Source organism: Streptomyces flaveolus (assembly GCF_000716535.1).
GTDB lineage: Bacteria > Actinomycetota > Actinomycetes > Streptomycetales > Streptomycetaceae > Streptomyces > Streptomyces flaveolus_A.
On the sequence record NZ_JNWV01000016.1, the window covers coordinates 134,768 to 150,616 of the forward strand.

Annotated in this window: 12 protein-coding genes and 2 pseudogenes; 7 read left to right on the forward strand and 7 right to left on the reverse strand. The window is 68.3% G+C overall.

The genetic code is table 11. From position 1 onward, the window contains the following. Positions 1-720: 720 nt before the first annotated feature. On the forward strand, positions 721-1,695 hold the full coding sequence (locus tag OO52_RS18300; RefSeq protein WP_030648390.1) for a daunorubicin resistance protein DrrA family ABC transporter ATP-binding protein: 975 nt from the start codon (positions 721-723) through the stop codon (positions 1,693-1,695). Further along, complete coding sequence (locus OO52_RS18305) at positions 1,692-2,486, forward strand: ABC transporter permease (RefSeq protein WP_030648391.1); 795 nt, start codon at positions 1,692-1,694, stop codon at positions 2,484-2,486. Before OO52_RS18300 ends, OO52_RS18305 begins: the two co-directional genes overlap by 4 nt. A 12-nt stretch (positions 2,487-2,498) precedes the next feature. On the opposite strand, the gene OO52_RS18310 is transcribed toward OO52_RS18305, so the two are convergent. Continuing rightward, positions 2,499-5,735: an ATP-binding protein gene (locus OO52_RS18310; RefSeq protein WP_030648394.1), complete on the reverse strand. Its 3,237-nt coding sequence runs from the start codon at positions 5,733-5,735 to the stop codon at positions 2,499-2,501. Positions 5,736-5,874: 139 nt separating this feature from the next. Here OO52_RS18310 and OO52_RS18315 point away from each other — a divergent pair, with 139 nt between their 5' ends. Further along, the gene (locus OO52_RS18315; RefSeq protein ID WP_030648395.1) at positions 5,875-6,270 is read left to right on the forward strand and encodes a DUF5958 family protein; all 396 of its coding nucleotides are present in this window, start codon (positions 5,875-5,877) and stop codon (positions 6,268-6,270) included. A gap of 135 nt (positions 6,271-6,405) precedes the next feature. Here the strand turns inward: OO52_RS18315 and OO52_RS52750 are convergent. The 5 genes and pseudogenes from OO52_RS52750 to OO52_RS18340 all read right to left on the reverse strand — a co-directional run. Beyond that, a pseudogene (locus OO52_RS52750) lies at positions 6,406-6,678 on the reverse strand (GIY-YIG nuclease family protein); the annotation flags it as partial. Between the two features lie 299 nt (positions 6,679-6,977). Then, the gene (locus tag OO52_RS18320) at positions 6,978-8,312 is read right to left on the reverse strand and encodes a Dyp-type peroxidase (RefSeq protein WP_030648400.1); all 1,335 of its coding nucleotides are present in this window, start codon (positions 8,310-8,312) and stop codon (positions 6,978-6,980) included. Between the two features lie 19 nt (positions 8,313-8,331). Further along, positions 8,332-9,345 carry a hypothetical protein gene (locus tag OO52_RS18325; RefSeq protein WP_030648403.1) on the reverse strand — a complete coding sequence of 338 codons (1,014 nt, stop codon included), beginning with the start codon at positions 9,343-9,345 and terminating at the stop codon, positions 8,332-8,334. Between the two features lie 11 nt (positions 9,346-9,356). Beyond that, on the reverse strand, positions 9,357-9,890 hold the full coding sequence (locus OO52_RS18330) for a hypothetical protein (protein WP_030648406.1): 534 nt from the start codon (positions 9,888-9,890) through the stop codon (positions 9,357-9,359). A gap of 340 nt (positions 9,891-10,230) precedes the next feature. After that, positions 10,231-10,752, reverse strand: a complete 522-nt coding sequence (locus OO52_RS18340; RefSeq protein WP_234339608.1) for a hypothetical protein — start codon at positions 10,750-10,752, stop codon at positions 10,231-10,233. A gap of 56 nt (positions 10,753-10,808) precedes the next feature. On the opposite strand from OO52_RS18340, the pseudogene OO52_RS18345 reads away from it, so the two are divergent. The 4 genes and pseudogenes from OO52_RS18345 to OO52_RS47400 form a co-directional block, all read left to right on the forward strand. Beyond that, positions 10,809-11,012 (forward strand): annotated as a pseudogene (locus OO52_RS18345) (tyrosine-type recombinase/integrase); the annotation flags it as partial. Positions 11,013-11,819: 807 nt separating this feature from the next. Beyond that, the gene (locus OO52_RS18350; RefSeq protein WP_030648414.1) at positions 11,820-12,893 is read left to right on the forward strand and encodes a hypothetical protein; all 1,074 of its coding nucleotides are present in this window, start codon (positions 11,820-11,822) and stop codon (positions 12,891-12,893) included. Between the two features lie 217 nt (positions 12,894-13,110). Beyond that, positions 13,111-13,920, forward strand: a complete 810-nt coding sequence (locus tag OO52_RS18355) for a hypothetical protein (RefSeq protein WP_030648416.1) — start codon at positions 13,111-13,113, stop codon at positions 13,918-13,920. An 18-nt stretch (positions 13,921-13,938) separates the two neighbouring features. Continuing rightward, positions 13,939-15,120, forward strand: a complete 1,182-nt coding sequence (locus OO52_RS47400; RefSeq protein ID WP_078876883.1) for a helix-turn-helix domain-containing protein — start codon at positions 13,939-13,941, stop codon at positions 15,118-15,120. A gap of 112 nt (positions 15,121-15,232) precedes the next feature. On the opposite strand, the gene OO52_RS50850 is transcribed toward OO52_RS47400, so the two are convergent. Next, positions 15,233-15,847, reverse strand: a complete 615-nt coding sequence (locus OO52_RS50850; RefSeq protein ID WP_158712516.1) for a HEPN domain-containing protein — start codon at positions 15,845-15,847, stop codon at positions 15,233-15,235. Between the last annotated feature and the right edge of the window lie 2 nt (positions 15,848-15,849).

Below are 15,849 nucleotides of genomic sequence, written 5' to 3' on the forward strand. Positions count from 1 at the left end.
GCCCCTGGGTCGATGACCTGGGGTTGATGCCCCTGAGCCTGGTGGCGCCGGACTTGGTGACGCCGGGCCTGACGACGCCGGGCCTGGTGACCTCGGGCCTGGTGGCCCCGGCCTGGTGACCTCGGACCTGACGACGCCGGGACTGGTGGCCCCGGCCTGGTGACCTCGGGCCTGACGACGCCGGGCCTGGTGACCTCGGGCCTGGTGGCCCCGGCCTGGTGACCTCGGACCTGACGACGCCGGGCCTGGTGGCCCCGGCCTGACGACCTCGGGCCTGACGACGCCGGGCCTGGTGGCCCCGGCCTGACGACCTCGGGCCTGACGCTGACGACGCCTGGCCTGATGGCCCCGGGCCTGACGACTCCGAGACTGCTGATCCCGGGCCTGGTGACCTCGGGCCTGGTGGCCCCGGGCCTGACGACCCCGCGACTGATGACCCCAGGCTGATGACCCGGGGCCGGACGACCCGGGGCCGGACGACCCGGGCCTGACGACCTGGCCTGACGACCCCGGACCCACCGATGACCCGGACCGATGACCCCGCACCGACGCCCCGAGACCCATCCATGACCCCGGTCCGATCACCCGGACCGGGGTCACCCCGCACCGAGAACCCCCGACCGCGGAACGACGTGCGGTTTCACCGCCCCGACCCCGTCCCCGAGCGACTGAAACCGCGTTGAAGCCACGCTGAACCGCCCGGGCCGCAAGCTCTGCGGCATGACGACAACGGACGCAGACGAACTCGCGATCGCGGCCACCGGGCTGCGCAAGGCCTACGGGGACAAGACCGTCCTCGACGGCATCGACATCCACGTGCCCGCCGGCACCGTCTTCTCCCTCCTCGGGCCGAACGGCGCCGGCAAGACCACGGCGGTCAGCATCCTGTCCACGCTGATCTCCGCGGACGGCGGACAGGCGCGGATCGCCGGGCACGACCTCACCGCCGATGCGCAGGCGGTGCGGGCCGCCATCGGGGTCACCGGTCAGTTCTCCGCCGTGGACGGGCTGATCACCGGCGAGGAGAACATGCTCCTGATGGCGGACCTGCACCACCTCCCCAAGCGCGAGGGACGGCGCGTCGCCGCCGAGCTGCTGGAGCGGTTCGACCTCACCGAGGCCGCGAAGAAGCCCGCCTCCACCTACTCCGGCGGCATGAAGCGCCGCCTGGACATCGCCATGACCCTGGTCGGCAGCCCGCGGATCATCTTCCTGGACGAGCCGACCACCGGCCTCGACCCGCGCTCCCGCCACACCATGTGGCAGATCATCCGTGAACTGGTCTCCGGCGGTACGACCGTCTTCCTCACCACCCAGTACCTGGAGGAGGCCGACCAACTGGCCGACCGCATCGCGGTGCTCAACGGCGGCAAGATCGTCGCCGACGGCAGCGCCGAGCAGCTCAAGCGGCTCGTCCCCGGCGGGCACGTGCGGCTGCGCTTCTCCGACCCGGTGGCGTACGAGCGTGCGGCCACCGCGCTGCGCGAGGCCGCCCGGGACGACGAGGCACTCACCCTCCAGATCCCCAGCGACGGAAGCCAGCGCGAGCTGCGCGCCATCCTCGACTGGCTCGACGCCGCCGGCATCGAGGCCGACGAGCTGTCGGTCCACACCCCGGACCTGGACGACGTGTTCTTCGCCCTCACCGCCGCCCCCGTACCTTCCCAGCCCAGCGACAAGGAGACCGTCCGATGAGCGCCGCCGGCCACCCCCTCCGCGACAACCTCACCATGCTGCGGCGCAACCTGCTGCACGCCCGCCGCTACCCCTCCCTCACCCTGAACCTCCTGCTCACCCCGGTCATCCTGCTGCTGCTCTTCGTCTACGTCTTCGGCGACGTGATGAGCGCCGGCATCAACGGCGGACATGCGAACCGTGCCGACTACGTCGCCTACCTGGTCCCCGGCATCCTCCTGCTGACGGTGAGCATGACCTCGCTCGGCACCGCCGTGTCGGTGGCCACCGACATGACCGAGGGCATCATGGCCCGGTTCCGGACCATGGCGATCTCCCGCGCCTCGGTGCTGATCGGCCACGTGCTCGGCAGCGTGCTCCAGACGCTGATGGCCCTGGTGCTGGTGCTGGGCATCGGCCTGGCCATCGGGTTCCGGCCCGACGCGACGCCGCTGGAGTGGATCGCGGCGGCGGGGCTGATGGCGCTGGTCAGCCTGGCGCTGACCTGGATCGCGGTCGGCATCGGCCTGGTGAGTCCCAACCCCGAGGGGGCCAGCAACACCGGGACGCCCCTGGTGATGCTGCCGTTCCTGTCCAGCGCGTTCGTGCCGGTGGACGCCATGCCGGGCTGGTTCCGCTGGTTCGCCGAGTACCAGCCGTTCTCGCCCGCCATCGAGACCCTGCGCGGGCTGCTGCTCGGCAGCGGGATCGGCACGAGGAACGCGGTGCTCGCCGTCGCCTGGTGCCTGGGGCTGACCGTGCTGGGCTACCTGTGGTCCAAGGCGCAGTTCAACCGGGAGCCGCGGCGTTGAGCCCGGCGGGCCTCACCCGGCGCTCAGCTCCCGCAGTGCCGCGGCCCGCAGCTCGTCCCGCCCCAGGGCGGCGTACCTCGACCTCGCGTCGGCGTACGCCGCCCTGTCGGCGTTCTCGGCGGCCTGCCGGGACCGGGCCGAGGACAGGGTCGGGAAGTCCCGCACCACCGGCATCCGCTCCGCCAGCGCCACCAGCCGTACGGCCGCCGTCTCGCCCCTGGCCAGCCCGGCGAGACCGAGCGCCAGCAACACCGTGCCGTAGACCGGAAGTTCCACCGGGGACCCCGAGGCCGACGAGCTGGGGGAGCCGGCCCTACCGGCAGAACCGGCCGAACCGGAGGAGCCCGTAGGCTCGGTCGGACCGGACGCGTCGGAGACATCGGGAGCCGTCACGGCGCCGGACGAGCCGGACAGCATCCCGAGAAGCCGCTCCCGCAACTGCTCGGCCAGCCCCGCCACCGGCTCCAGCCGCCCGTGCTGCGCGTGCGCCGCCAGCGCGACCGACTGCACCTGAAGCGACCACGGATGCACGAACGGATCACCGGCATGCAGCAGGCTGTCCTCCCGTACCCGCTCCGCCGCCCGGCGCCACAGCCCGAGCCCGACCTCCGTCAGGCCCCGGGCCAGCGCGATCTCCGCCCGGGCCAGGAGATCGGGGGTGTAGATCTGCGGCGAATCCGGCGGCTGCTCCAGGGCCGCGAGTCCCAGCCAGTACTCCGCCTCGTCGACCTCCCCGCGCTGCAGACAGGCCAGCACCAGCCCCCAGCGCACGCCGACCGAGTCCGACCAGTCGCCGAACCGGTCGAGCGCGGCGAGCGCGGCGCGCAGATGGTCGTACGCCTCCGCGCCCCGCTCGGACTGGAGACACAGCTCGCTGATCCGCCCGTGGCAGAGCAGCTGCATGGCGGGGTTGGCGAGCGGCTCCAGCGCGGCGAGCATCCGGCGGGCGTACTCCAGCGCGCGCTCCGTCTCGTGCGCCGCGTCCCACACGTAGCTGGCGAAGCACGCCGCCACACCCGCCAGCAGGGGTTCCTCCGCGTCGCACAGCTCGTGCAGCAGCGCGTACTCCGGCGGGTGGATGTCCGGGACGGCGCACAGTACGACGGCCAGCGCCCGCAGCAGCGTGTCCGGTGGAGCGGGCGGCAGCCGGCGCAGCGTCAACAACTGCCGTACGGCGTGCGGGCCGTGGGCCATGAAGAGACTGGCCGTGCACGCGGCCGCCGCGGTGCGGGCCGGCTCGACGTCCTCCGGGCCGGGGTGAAAGCGGGACAGCGGCCCGCCGGTGTCGGCGATGAGGGCGGTGAGCCGGGTGAAGTGGGAGTCGGTGGCCCACAGGGAGGCCAGTACGGCGGTGAGCGCGGCGGTGGTGGGCCCGTCGGAGCGGGCCAGCGCGTGCCGGAGCGCGAGGACGAGGTTGTCCTGTTCGGCGCGGATGCGGTTCCAGGAGGGTGCCGGGTCGCTGCTGAACAGCACGTCGTGGTGCTCGCGGCCGAAGTCCCGGGCCCAGCGCAGGAACCGGCCGGTCACCACCTCCTCCTCGCCCGCCTCGGCCCGCCGGGCGGCGCTGAACTCCCGCAGCGTCTCCAGCATGTGGAAACGCGCCCCCGAAGGGCTGTCGTCCACCTTGATCAAGGACTGACCGGCCAGTTGCTCCAGCAGGAACAGCGCGTCCCCCGTCTCACCGAGCAGGTACTCCGCGGCGTCCTCGGCGAAGCCGCCCGGGAACACCGACAGCGCGCGCAGCGCCGCCCGGCCGTCCGGCTCCAGCAGGTTCCAGCTCCACTCGACCACGGCGTGCAGCGTGCGGTGCCGCTCCGGCGCGTCACGGGCGCCGCCGCGCAGCAGCGCGAAACGGTCCCGGAGCCGACGCGCTATGTCGGCCACGGAGAGCACCCGCACCCGGGCCGCGGCCAGTTCCACGGCGAGCGGCAGCCCGTCCAGGTGGCGGCAGATCTCGGCGACCCGGTCGGCGGGCAGGTCCACGCCGGGCCGGGCCGCCCGCGCCCGCTGCTCGAAGAGCTCGACCGAGGTGGCGAGGGACAGCTCCGGCAGGGCGTACACGGACTCCGAGCTCAGCCCCAGCGGGGCCCGGCTGGTGGCCAGGACCCGCAGCTCCTTCGACCGCGACACCAGCGCCTGGACGAGGTCGGCCACGCCGGCGATCACCTGCTCGCAGTTGTCCAGCACCAGCAGCGTGGGCCCCGTACCCAGCGCGCCGACGATGCCGCCCACCGCGTCGCCGCCCCCGGTGAACTGCCGGCCTTCGCCCGCGCCGACCGCCGAGGCCACCTCGGCGGCCACGTCGTCGTCGGCGGTGACACCGGCGAGGGCGACGAAGTGCACCACGGGCTGCTCGGCAGCCCGGCCCACCGCATGGGACAGCCGGGTCTTGCCCAGCCCGCCGGGGCCCACGACGGTGACCACCCGGGCCGCGCGCAGCAGCCCGGCCACGGCGGCGATGTCGGCGTCCCGCCCCAGCAGCGGATTCGGCTCGTGCGGCACTCCCTGCCGGACTCGAGGCGCGTCCGCGTTCAGCAACTGCTGGTACAGCGACCGCAGTTCAGCACCCGGATCGGCGCCCAGCCCGTCGCGCAGCCCGCGCCGGTAGGCGTCGTACCGGGTCAGCGCCGCGGCCCGGCCCACGGTGACCGCCTCACAGCGCAGCAGCTCCGCCAGCACCTCCTCGTCCCGCGGCAGCTCCCGGGCCAGCTCGGCCAGCGGCGCCGTGGCCTCCTCCCGCCGCCCCAGCCGGGCGAGCGCGAGCGCACGGGAACGCACGAGGGAGCGGTGCGCCCGAAGCCGGTCGGTACGGAGCGCGACCACCGGATCGTGCAGGTCCTCTCCCGCCCCGGCGCCCACGCTCCCGTCCCACAGGGCCAGGCCCGCCTCGGCCCGCGCCAGGGACCCCGCGTGGTCCCCCGCCCGCGCCCGCTCGGCGCTCGCCGCGTCGTGCAGCAGCAGCGCGGAGCTGTCGACCTGCGCCTCGTCCAGCGCGAGCCGGTACCCGGTCGGCGTACTGACGACCAGCTCACCACCCACCTGCGCCCTGAGCCGCGACACCAGCACCTGCACCGCCTTGCCGGGCCGCTCGGGCAGCCCGTCCGGCCACAGCCCCTCCACCAGCCGCCCCGTACTGCACCCGGCCCGCAGGTCCCCGGCGAGCAACGCCACCAGCCCGCGCAGCCGGGGAGCGGTGATCTCCCGCCCACGACAGGCGACTTCGGCCAGCACCGTCAACTCGATGGTCACGCACGAAGCGTAGCCATCCCCGGCTCTCCCCACCCCCGCGCGCGGATAAGAAGGGCGCGTCCACCAGGAGACGCGAAACCGGGCTGCTCGCGGGCGGTCGTGCGCGTATGGTCGGCGTGAACCATGGGGGTGAAAGCCTGTGCTGTACGCACACGAGGTGATCCTGAACGAACTCGCCCAGGGGATCAGGCCGGTGGCCGAGGGCGTCGAGTGGTTCGAGGGCCTCCCGGAGGATGACCGACGCAAGGTGCTGCACGCACTGGTGCTGTTCTGCGGGCAGGCCCGCGCCCGCGAGGAGGACGTGCCGGAGAGCATCGTGCTCTCCGGTGTCCGCCCCACTCACACCCAGGCGGTGATGCTCACGAAGTGGCGCTTCGGAATGGCAGCACTCCCGCTCTACGAACTCACCAAGTCCTTCCGCCTGCTCGTCGCCCTCTTCACCATCGCGGACACCCGTCGACGGACGCTGTACTGCACCGGGGGATGCAGTCACGCGTGGCACAACCTGCCGGCCCCGACACGGGACACGACCTGAGACCAGGGACGGCGGTCCCACGCGCGCGCTGATCGCCGTTGGCCACTGTCGAACGACCTCGGACGACCCGGAGACGTCGTCCGCCATCCACTGGCTCAGGGCGGCTTCACCCGTCTTGCCGAACGTCATCCGCCTACGACTGCCCACGCGTCGCAGTTCGAGGCCGAGCAGGCACCCGAGGGTCAACCGCAGCGTCGAGCCGGCCGCGTTGCCCCGGTAGTGGTAGCGCACCCGCTTGCGAAGGTTCTGCGTGCCGGTCGGAGTGGGGTGGCTGTTCGAAATGCCACCCGTAGACCTCTGCTGCCGCCGGAACAGGGCTCGGACGCACCATGACCGATCACCGCAGGCTACTGGTCGACGCTCACTGAACGTTCCCGGAACGCACCGGTGCTCGACCACAGGCCGCACTCACGACAGCGAAACACCCCGACTGGTCGGAACCTGCCGGGGTGTTTCTGAGACCCCTCTGAAAGGAGGGATGGGAAGCATAACTGACCTGAGGCCGGTGGGGGGACGACCTTCGGCCGGTACCGGCGCATCCACGCTCCGCCCTGGGTGCATCATCCCGGCCACCGGTACAGTCACGGACGACTCCGGCGAACTGCTGGTCTGGGTGAGCGCCCGGCGGCGAACATGGTGGCCGCGATGAGGACGACGGTGACGGCGTTGAGCGCCAGGTGCAGGGTCTCCATCGGGCTTCCCCACCGTCAGCCGCTCAGTTCGCCGAGCCAGCGCAGGGCGGTCAGGCTGGGCAGGAAGCAGTACTCGCCTCCTCGGGTGACGACGAACCGCGGCAGCGCGGCGAGGCGTCGGCGCAGCGGCCTGCGGGGAATCGTGAAGTCGGCTGAGCCGTCGCGGGATCCGGTCACGGGGTCCTGGGCGTCGTTCGCGCCGAAGAAGACGCCGTCGTTCATCCACTGGGACTGGACGAACTCGAACTGCCGCCCCAGGTGCGCGCCGATGAACGCGAACATCAGGCCGCGGTCGGCTCCGTCGTCCTCCAGTACTCCCTCGGGCAGCGGCGGACCGTAGACGGCGCCGCGCCGGATCATGCGGTGCAGTCGTACCTCTCCCGCCACGGCCGCGTCGCGGGGGTTGGCCCGGCGGATGTGGCAGCCGCCGGGCGTCTTGAACCCCGCCGGGTCGTCGCTCTCGTACAGGAAGGTGTTACGGCGGTACGGGTCGGCGCCGAGCGCCGGCTCGTCGTGGTCCGGGGCCAGCGCCAGGGGAGTTCCGCTGCGCCAGCGCCCCATGATCTTGGCCGCGATCAGTTCCTCGTCCTGGGGCCCGGTGGAGTTGTCCTTCAGATAGCGGCGGAACGCGGCGACGTCCTGGTGGAGCTTGCGGAAGACGGCGTAGCTGCCGTTGCGTCCCAGCACGGCCGGTTGCGGGGACTGGATCCCGCCCAGTTCGTCCCGGTGGCCGAGGACGAACTCGCCGGCCTTCAGCGGCACTTCCAACTGGTTGGAGCCCGGTATGCCGCTGCCTTCGACGGCGGGATGGCTGACCCCGTCGCGGTAGCCGAAGTGCTCGGTCTCGGTGGGCAGCGCGTAGCAGTCCTGCCGCCAGACCGCCGTCACGCCGGGGAGCCGGTCGTACGCGGGGCGGGCCCTGTCGAGGGCAGCCTCCAGTCGTGCGGCTTCCGGCGCGACCGCGGTGAGGACCACGTGCACATCGGGGCTGCCCAGCGGCGTCTCCCAGTGTTCCGGGCTGCTGTCGCCCACATCGCCCAGCGCCCTGGCACGGGCCGCCATCCCCTGGCGGAACTCCCAGGCGAACGTCTCCAGCGCGGCGGGCGGCACTCCCAGCGCCTCCAGGCCGCGGCAGGTGACGGCCGCGCTCACCCAGGTCTCGTCCAGGGGGCTGACCGAGTCCGCCACGGAGGTCACCGCCGTACTCGCCCGCCGCATCAACTCCCGGCCGTCGCCCCGGTCGTCGATGCGGAAGGCGAGGTAGGTCGCCGCGTAGGGCGTCGGCCGGGGGCTGAGGACCCCGCGCTGGATGTCGTCGAGTTCCATTGAGACGTCCGTGTGCACACTCACGGCTGACCTCCCCGCTGCCCTATCCGGAGACGACGTTCCGCCAGAAGTTCCGCAGGCTGTCGTCACCACCGAAGAGGGAGCTGAAGATGGTCGAGTCCGCCAGCAGCAGATCGGCCGCCCGGTCACCGCTGGGCGGCATCCACAGGAACATGTTGAACTCGGTGTTGCCGGCCTCGGTGAACGGATGCGGCCGGGAGGCGTCGATCGGCTGCCTGGCCAGCACGCGGATGGCTTCCGGATCGTCGGTCGTCACGTCGTAGTGCGGCAGGTGCATGTGGAAGTTGAAGTTCGTCACCCCCTCCAGCCAGCCCTTCGGGTCCAGCTCCCGGACCGTGGACAGCGGGGCGATCTGGTTGCCCTCGCGCGTGGCCGGACGCAACCCGTACCGGTTCATGACCGGAACGCCGAGACCCCGCATCAGGTCCCTGACGTAGGTGGCGAACCGCTGCTGCCGGGGCACCAGCGGATCGCCGTGATGCCGGTACTCCATCTCCCGGACCTTCAGGTCGTCCGAGGAACCGACATCGTGGTGCGGGCCCAGGACGAGGCAGGCGTCCTCCCGCGCGAGGAACGCCCGCAACGCCTCGATCTCCCCCGGCTGGGCCTCCTGCTCGGTGACGGCGTGGTCCAGCCCGAACACGAACAGCACGTCGGTGTCGTCGAGCACCCGCTCGTCGAGCGGGGTGAGGAAACCCGCCTGGTCGATGCGCTGGTACACCGGGACGGGGTGCCCCGTGACCTCCTCGACGTAGTCCTGGAACGGCACCCAGGCCCAGAAGAACAGCTCCAGTGACCCGGCGATGCCCTGCTGGAACCGGTACGGGTCCGACCACTTCGGGTCCTCGTACGCGGGCCAGGCCACCCGCCTGACCTCGGTCATCGTGGAGAAGCGGTTGTCCAGCTCGGCCGCGTTGCGACCGGCCTCCGCCGGATAGCTCCAGGAGACGTAGATGCTCACCCGCCGCCCGCCAGGGGTGTACTCCCGCGGAATGTGCCGCTGGTTGTACGTGCGTGCGGTCCTGACCTCGCTCATTTCGCCCAGCCTCACTGCATCTGGTCGAGCATCTCCGACAGGGCGCTCTTGACCCGCAGCGCCTTCTTGATCTCGTCCGACGTCACGTACGGATACTCTCCGTACTCGATGAAGCTCGGACAGTGGTGTTCACGGACGTACCTGACGAACCCCTCGGGGTTGGTCCGCCAGTCCTCGGGAAACCCTTCGAGGTTCTCGAAGACGGTGCTCGCGCCGACCTTCGTGAAGAGCGCAACGGCGTCCTCGGTGTACTTGTCGAAGTCGGTGTCGAAGATCCCCTGATACATGAACCGCGTGTCGTCGTCGAAGAGAACCCAGCGCAGATAGTGCAGCTTCAACGGCGCCAGCAAATACGGATCCTCCTCCAACGCCTTGACCAGCGTGTGGCCGTGCGCACGCACCACCTCGGCCCGGCCCGGCTTGATCGGCGCGATGATGGTGAACCCGTAGGACGCCGGGGTCCTGGGGAGAACCGGACCGTACTTCCCCTGCTCGAGGTGGTCGGTTTCCTTGGGGATGGCAACCATCTGCGGCTTGATCTCCATGTCCGCTCCTCACACGATCCAGCGGCCGGGACCAACCTCCAGCGTGGCACCGGACCGCTGGGCGCGCCCGCTGAGCGACAGGGGGACTACAGACCGGTCAGGAGCCGCTGCGAACGATCCGCTTGCCCCGCAGGCCGCGTGTCATGGTCGCGGGGACGACGACATGTGGCAGCCCGAAGGCCCCAGGCGCGCACTCTTCGCCGGCTGTCGGTCCTTGCCACACGTGCGGTGCCATCCCGTCGAGGGTTTGCATCGGGTCGGCGCACGTCGCGGCCATCGCCTCCGCGTCACCGCGGTTGAAGGCATCGACGTACTGGACCACCCCCACTGGAAGACGGAATCAGTGGTGAAGGGTGGACTTGGCGACCACGATGACCAGGCCGAGCACCAGGTTCACCAGACCGGAGGCCACGACCAGTCGGCGAGAGGCTCCGGCTCGCCCGGCGGCGATGGTCGACCACGCGACCTGCTCGATCAGGGCGACCCCCAGTGCGAACCATGCCGTTCCGGCGAGCCCCAGCCTCAGCAGGGGGCTGATCGCCACTGCGACGGCTGGGGGAACCGCGGCCTGGACCATCGGCCACTCATGCCGGGCCACATGGCGTACCTCGCTCCAGCTCAGAGGCTGTCCGTGCGCCCGCTCGCCGGCCAGACGGGCGTAAACGTGGGCGGCCCAGAACACGATGCCGGTGACGAGGAGGAGCAGTACGAGTCCGAGGCGGGGGAACGGGCCGAACGTTGCGGTCCCGGCTATGACGGACGCGGCCAGGAGCGCACCGTAGATCGCACCCGAGTAGTCGGTCCGCGGCAGGTCCGGACGGTGCTCTGCGGTGCCACCGTTCGCGAGGGGGACGCTGGGCACCTCTCCAGGATCGCCGGGACCACCGCATAGTGCACGACGAAGGACACCCGCTTACAGCACTCGGCAGACCGGTCCCCGCGACCAACGTCCGCCGCGCCTTCCGCCAGGCCCTCAAGGGCATCGACGGGATCAGCCAGGACGAGTGGACGCCGAGGGAGCTACGGCACAGCTTCGTGTCCCTGCTTTCCGACCGGGATGTCCCGCTGGAGGAGATTTCGCGGCTCGTCGGCCACTCCGGGACCGCCGTCACCGAGGAGGTCTAACGGAAGCAGATCCGGCCCGTGATCGTGTAGGGGTGGCGGGATTGGAACCTACGACCGCTTCGTCCCGAACGCGATCAGAGCGTGCATGGCCTTGATTCGGAGCACTGACCTGCGCGTGCGCCGTCCAGGTCCGTCCGCTTCAGTCCGGGACGGTCGTGGTTCGGCCGCTCCGTTTGGCCCCCTGTTTGGCCCCCCAGGGACGGGCTTCCGGCCCCGTGAAGGCGGATGGTTCGGGCCCGCCGCGTGCGCCATAGGAGCAGGCTCTCCTAGGCTGCCCACGGACGGCGGGCCGAGCCGATTACCTACGGATGTGAACCGTGATCTGCCATCCAGCGGCAGCGGCGACGATCGCCGTCCCGAGCGGTACGTTCGCGGTGAGGCCGATCACCGCGCCAGCCCCAACACAGAGGGTAGAGAATCCGATCTGAGCCCAGGCCAGCGCGCTTCCGCCGGTCTCAGGGGACCCGGTCGGTGCCGCCGGGCGGTCGTGCTGTTCGCCCGGTCCTGGGGTACGTTCAACAGTGCTCAATGTAGAAGTTCCTCGCTTTTCTGGGGAACCGCAGGCACCAGGGCGCTGTGCTGCCAGGCTGGTGGCCCTGGCGCCTGCGTAACTGTCCGCGGCCATGGGCCCGTTACACCTCGGGGCCCTTGCCGCTCACCTCAAGATTCCCCTCGGATTTCCGCCTGGTCGGGTAGACTGGCGGACGGATTGATCCTCATGAGCGCTGAGTTAACTTGAAATGGATAAATAGTGACTTAGCCCACATACGGATCAATCCGTAGCGCTCAAAGGGGAGGGGAAAGTTGCCGCCGAAGGACGGGAAGGTCGAGGTTCGACTAGAGACGCTACGGGTGCTACGGCGCAGCGAGTTGCCTGCCGTAACCGCTGAGACGCTGCGCCTCTGGCGGGAAGGCCGCCAGCCGGCCGGTATTCGCCTACGGCGCGCTTACCTTCGGAACGACGAACTCAAGTCGGTGGAGGACGAGCGGAAACCCTTGCCGATGGAGGACCGGCCGCTGGCGGCTCGCATGATCACTCCCAAGGGCGTCGCCCTGAAGCTGCATCTCGTGCTTTTGTTCGCCGCGCAGTGTGCTGTGAAGCCGGGCAAAACCTGGAAGACCCCGCACCCGGTTGAGCCGACGCCGCAAAGCGATCACTCATGGGTGGGCTTGATGGCCACCGTCGCCAAATATCGGGGCCCAGGCATCCAGGGTGCCTCGGTCGCGACCAACAAGCGTCGGCAAGTCACGGAGGCCCTCAAGAAGTTGGAGGGGCTCGGCCTGATACGCCCCACCAAGGGGCCAGGGCGAGCGCGGCAAGGGTTCGACCTGTTGCACGAGAACGGGAAGAGCACGCCAGCGGCCGGAGTGCCGTACACGGTGCCGGTCGACGCCGAGCCGTTCGTGGAGATCCCTCGGGAGTTCTTCACTGAGGGCTGGGTGCATGTCCTGACGAACAGTGAGATCGCCGCGCTGCTCATGTGGCTCGATGCTCTGAAGTACGACGCATCGCCTACCTCTGATCCATCAGTGTTTGTCACGCGGGTGACGAGCGCGGTGAGGCAAGGGGCCTACGGGCTCGGGCGGGAGGCCTACGAGACTCATCAGCAACTCGACGCCTTCCAGCTGCTCGATGTGCTTCGACCCGAAAAGCGCCACTACGACGGCAGGTGGCAGGAGTTTGCGGAGGACAGCAGCGACCTAGCCTGCCATCGCGTCGCGTTGACGCCAGACGGGTTCACCAGGGACGCCGGCGAAGTGGTGCAAGAGGTGCTGCAACGCCGGGATGCCCGTGGGGACTGGTCTCGCCCCCCGAACGCACCACGCCGCTACTCAGGCATCAGGCTGCGCAAGCCTGAACGTGACCAGAAGAAGTAGCCCTCTGGGCGGCATGTATGCAGGCTTGCGGGTCTCCTTGCTCCGGCAGGTCACTCAGCTCTGCCTAGACAGCCTGTCGCAGGCCTGGTGCAGGGCTGGCCAAGAGGGTAGCTTTCCCTCAAAATAGATCACTTGTTCGGTTTCCTGGGGCACGCCTAGACGGCTGCCTGGTTTATTTTCCTGCGCCAATTACTGGGATGCGGTACAGTCATGCGTCATGAGCGAGCAGCAGGATGCGCTTGAGGACCTTGGGTCCAGTGGTGTGCTCTCCGCCCTTGCCTGGGCCAACACGTCGGCTTACCGGCGAACGATGGAGGACTACGACCCCGAGACGGGTCATGATCAGGGGTGGGTTGGAGGCACTGCCCACAGGCTCTACTGCGATCGCCTGCACAGGGTGTTCTCCACCGGGAGGCATGCCGTGGATTCCCCCGAGGCTGCTTCCGCAGGCTTGGACGCCGTGGCGGCCGGCTTGTTCCCTGGTGAGTACCGCAAGATGCCGATCATCGCTCCAGGTGTGGTCACCTGGTCGGATCTCAACCAGTCGCCGGGGTGGCGGTGCGGAAGGTGGCGCCTCCTCCTCGCCTCGTTCGTCTACGGGGAGAGCAACCGGATCCCTTGGCCTCAGAAGAGCCCCACCAAGCGACTTGTTGCGTCTCAAGCGAAGCCTGACGGGTGGGTCGACCCTCACCCCATGCTCCCATTCGACGATGAGTCCCACCCGTCCCTTGCGGCCGTCCTTCAGACAGTGAGCGAGGAGGACGAAGACTCGGAGCTGACAACGCTCATTGTCGCCCACAGCGTTGAACTTGAGTTGGGTATCCGAGAACTTTACCTAGGGCGCTCTCGTTTGAACCGTGGGGGAGGGGAAGCTTGGTACTGGAAGCATGATCTACTTGCTACCGAATTCGGGACTCCCGGTACAGGAACGATTCCGGCAGCCCCCGGCCCCCGCCCCGGAGCTTCGGGCGTGCAGGACGCTCCTGTTCGTCTCCGCCGCGAGGCGCGGGAGGGGAACGACAAGTGATGAAACGAGTGGATGGTCATGGATTCCTCGCGCCGCACCGAAGTGCAGGTGGGTGACGCCTCTCGCCTCTTTGATGGACAACGCTTGACGCTGGCACGGCAGTTGGTCGGTCTCCGCAAGAACGCACTTGCGGCGAAAATCGACAAAAGCGCAACTGCCGTCGCTGCGTACGAGAACAACACAAAGCGACCGGCGCCGGCAACAGTCGCCCAGTTGTGCTTGACGCTTGGTGTCGACCCGAGTTTCTTCCTGCCTGGCCCCCATCAGCCTGCGATTAACAGCACGGTTCCGCATTTCCGGTCTCTGCGGTCCACAACGCAGTTGGCACGAGATCAGGCTCTTGCTTATGGGATGATTGCCGGAGATGTTGGCGCTGCTCTTGAACGGCATGTCGAATTTCCTGAACCGAACCTTCCGAGGCTGAGCGTAGACGTCGACGACGAAACAAGTGCTATGCCGGAAGAAGCTGCCAGGCTGCTGCGCAAGCACTGGGACATCAAGGCTGGTCCAGTCGGTCACCTAGTCCGTCTAGCAGAGAATAACGGCGTAGTGGTGGTCTTCAGCCCTGCGCAAACTGCGGCAGTCGATGCCTATTCATTCGATGATGCGTACAGGCCGACGATAGTGCTGAATCCTGCCAAGGAAGATTACTATCGTCAGCGATTTGACGTCGCTCACGAACTTGGTCATCTGGTAATGCACGTAGACGCGGAACCGGGAAGCAAGGTGGTAGAAAATCAGGCGCACCGGTTTGCCGCCGAACTGCTACTTCCAGAGGGGGAGTTGAGAGACGTCCTGCCAAGTAAGGCCGACTGGAGGATTCTTGCGGCACTGAAGGAAACCTACGGTGTTAGCCTCCAAGCATTGCTTTACCGGTCCAGGTCGCTCGGCGTCATGAGTGACGTGACGTATCGCAATGCGATTGCCTACTTGTCCTCAAAGGGCTGGCGGAGACGTGAACCTGGAGAGATGCCAGCTGTTGAACAACCCTCCCTTTACCCAAGGGCTGTTGAAATTTTGTCCAGCGTCGGGATGAATGAACTGGCATTGGCCAACGAAGCCAGGGTCACTCCCGGGCTTTTCCGTACTGTCACGGCAAGGGTTCCGGTCAGTGAGGATCTTTTCGTTGATCCGCAGGCGATCGCGGTCCAAGACTCCGCAAGCGAAGGTGTGATTCCGTTGTTCGGAAAAAGGAACTAGCCCGAGTGTAGAGCCTCGGGCTAGTTCCTCCGTGATGTGCGGCCTCCGCCGACCTGTCAGTCATGTCAGAGACCCGGATAGATGTTAATGCGGGTGACTGGGTGGCCTCTTCCTATTTATTGACCATTTGCCCATCGAGATCCTGAAAACCTTTCAGGATCTCCTTTACGGTGTCCCACTCGTGTTGCGGATCTGGGCGCACTTGCATCTTGGCAGTCTTGTGCGCAGAGTCTCCCCGGGCGGTCGCCCAAGTTTCCGTTGTGCTCAGCCAGGCGGAGTTTATCTCCTCCTCGGTGAATCCCAGAGGCATGAGCATGCGAAGGATATTCTTTTCCTTGATGCCGTTGTTCTTTGTGCGCACGTACCGGTTGAAGTCGTTTTTTGCTGCCTCTACTCGCGCCTTCAGATCCGGGTACTTCTTTTTTTGGCCGGCGGCGTCTAGTGATTCAGGTATCGCGTGAAGTGACTCTTTATAGGCCACTACAGCAAGGAGGCTAGTGGAGATGGCTCCGGATGAGACCCATAGTTTGAACGCCTCATTTACCACTTCGATGCAGCGATCTTCGATGAACGATTCAAACTCTGCGTGAGCTAGTACTCTGAAGGCTCTCGTGTGCTCGTAGACGATGTCGTCGTACGAGCCTGTGGGGTCGAAAGCGGCAGGTAGTAAATGGGCTCGAAGTTCCGCTACGCGACGGTTCAATTCATCAAAGCGCGTTGAGGGCATCG

Bases quoted from the DNA above. Each gene is read 5' to 3' on its own strand.
- OO52_RS18300 (WP_030648390.1), top strand. From the start codon at position 721: ATGACGACAACGGACGCAGACGAACTCGCGATCGCGGCCACCGGGCTG.
- OO52_RS18305 (WP_030648391.1), top strand. From the start codon at position 1,692: ATGAGCGCCGCCGGCCACCCCCTCCGCGACAACCTCACCATGCTGCGG.
- OO52_RS18325 (WP_030648403.1), bottom strand. From the start codon at position 9,345: ATGAGCGAGGTCAGGACCGCACGCACGTACAACCAGCGGCACATTCCG.
- OO52_RS18330 (WP_030648406.1), bottom strand. From the start codon at position 9,890: ATGGAGATCAAGCCGCAGATGGTTGCCATCCCCAAGGAAACCGACCAC.
- OO52_RS18355 (WP_030648416.1), top strand. From the start codon at position 13,111: ATGAGCGAGCAGCAGGATGCGCTTGAGGACCTTGGGTCCAGTGGTGTG.
- OO52_RS47400 (WP_078876883.1), top strand. From the start codon at position 13,939: ATGGATTCCTCGCGCCGCACCGAAGTGCAGGTGGGTGACGCCTCTCGC.
- OO52_RS50850 (WP_158712516.1), bottom strand. From the start codon at position 15,847: ATGCCCTCAACGCGCTTTGATGAATTGAACCGTCGCGTAGCGGAACTT.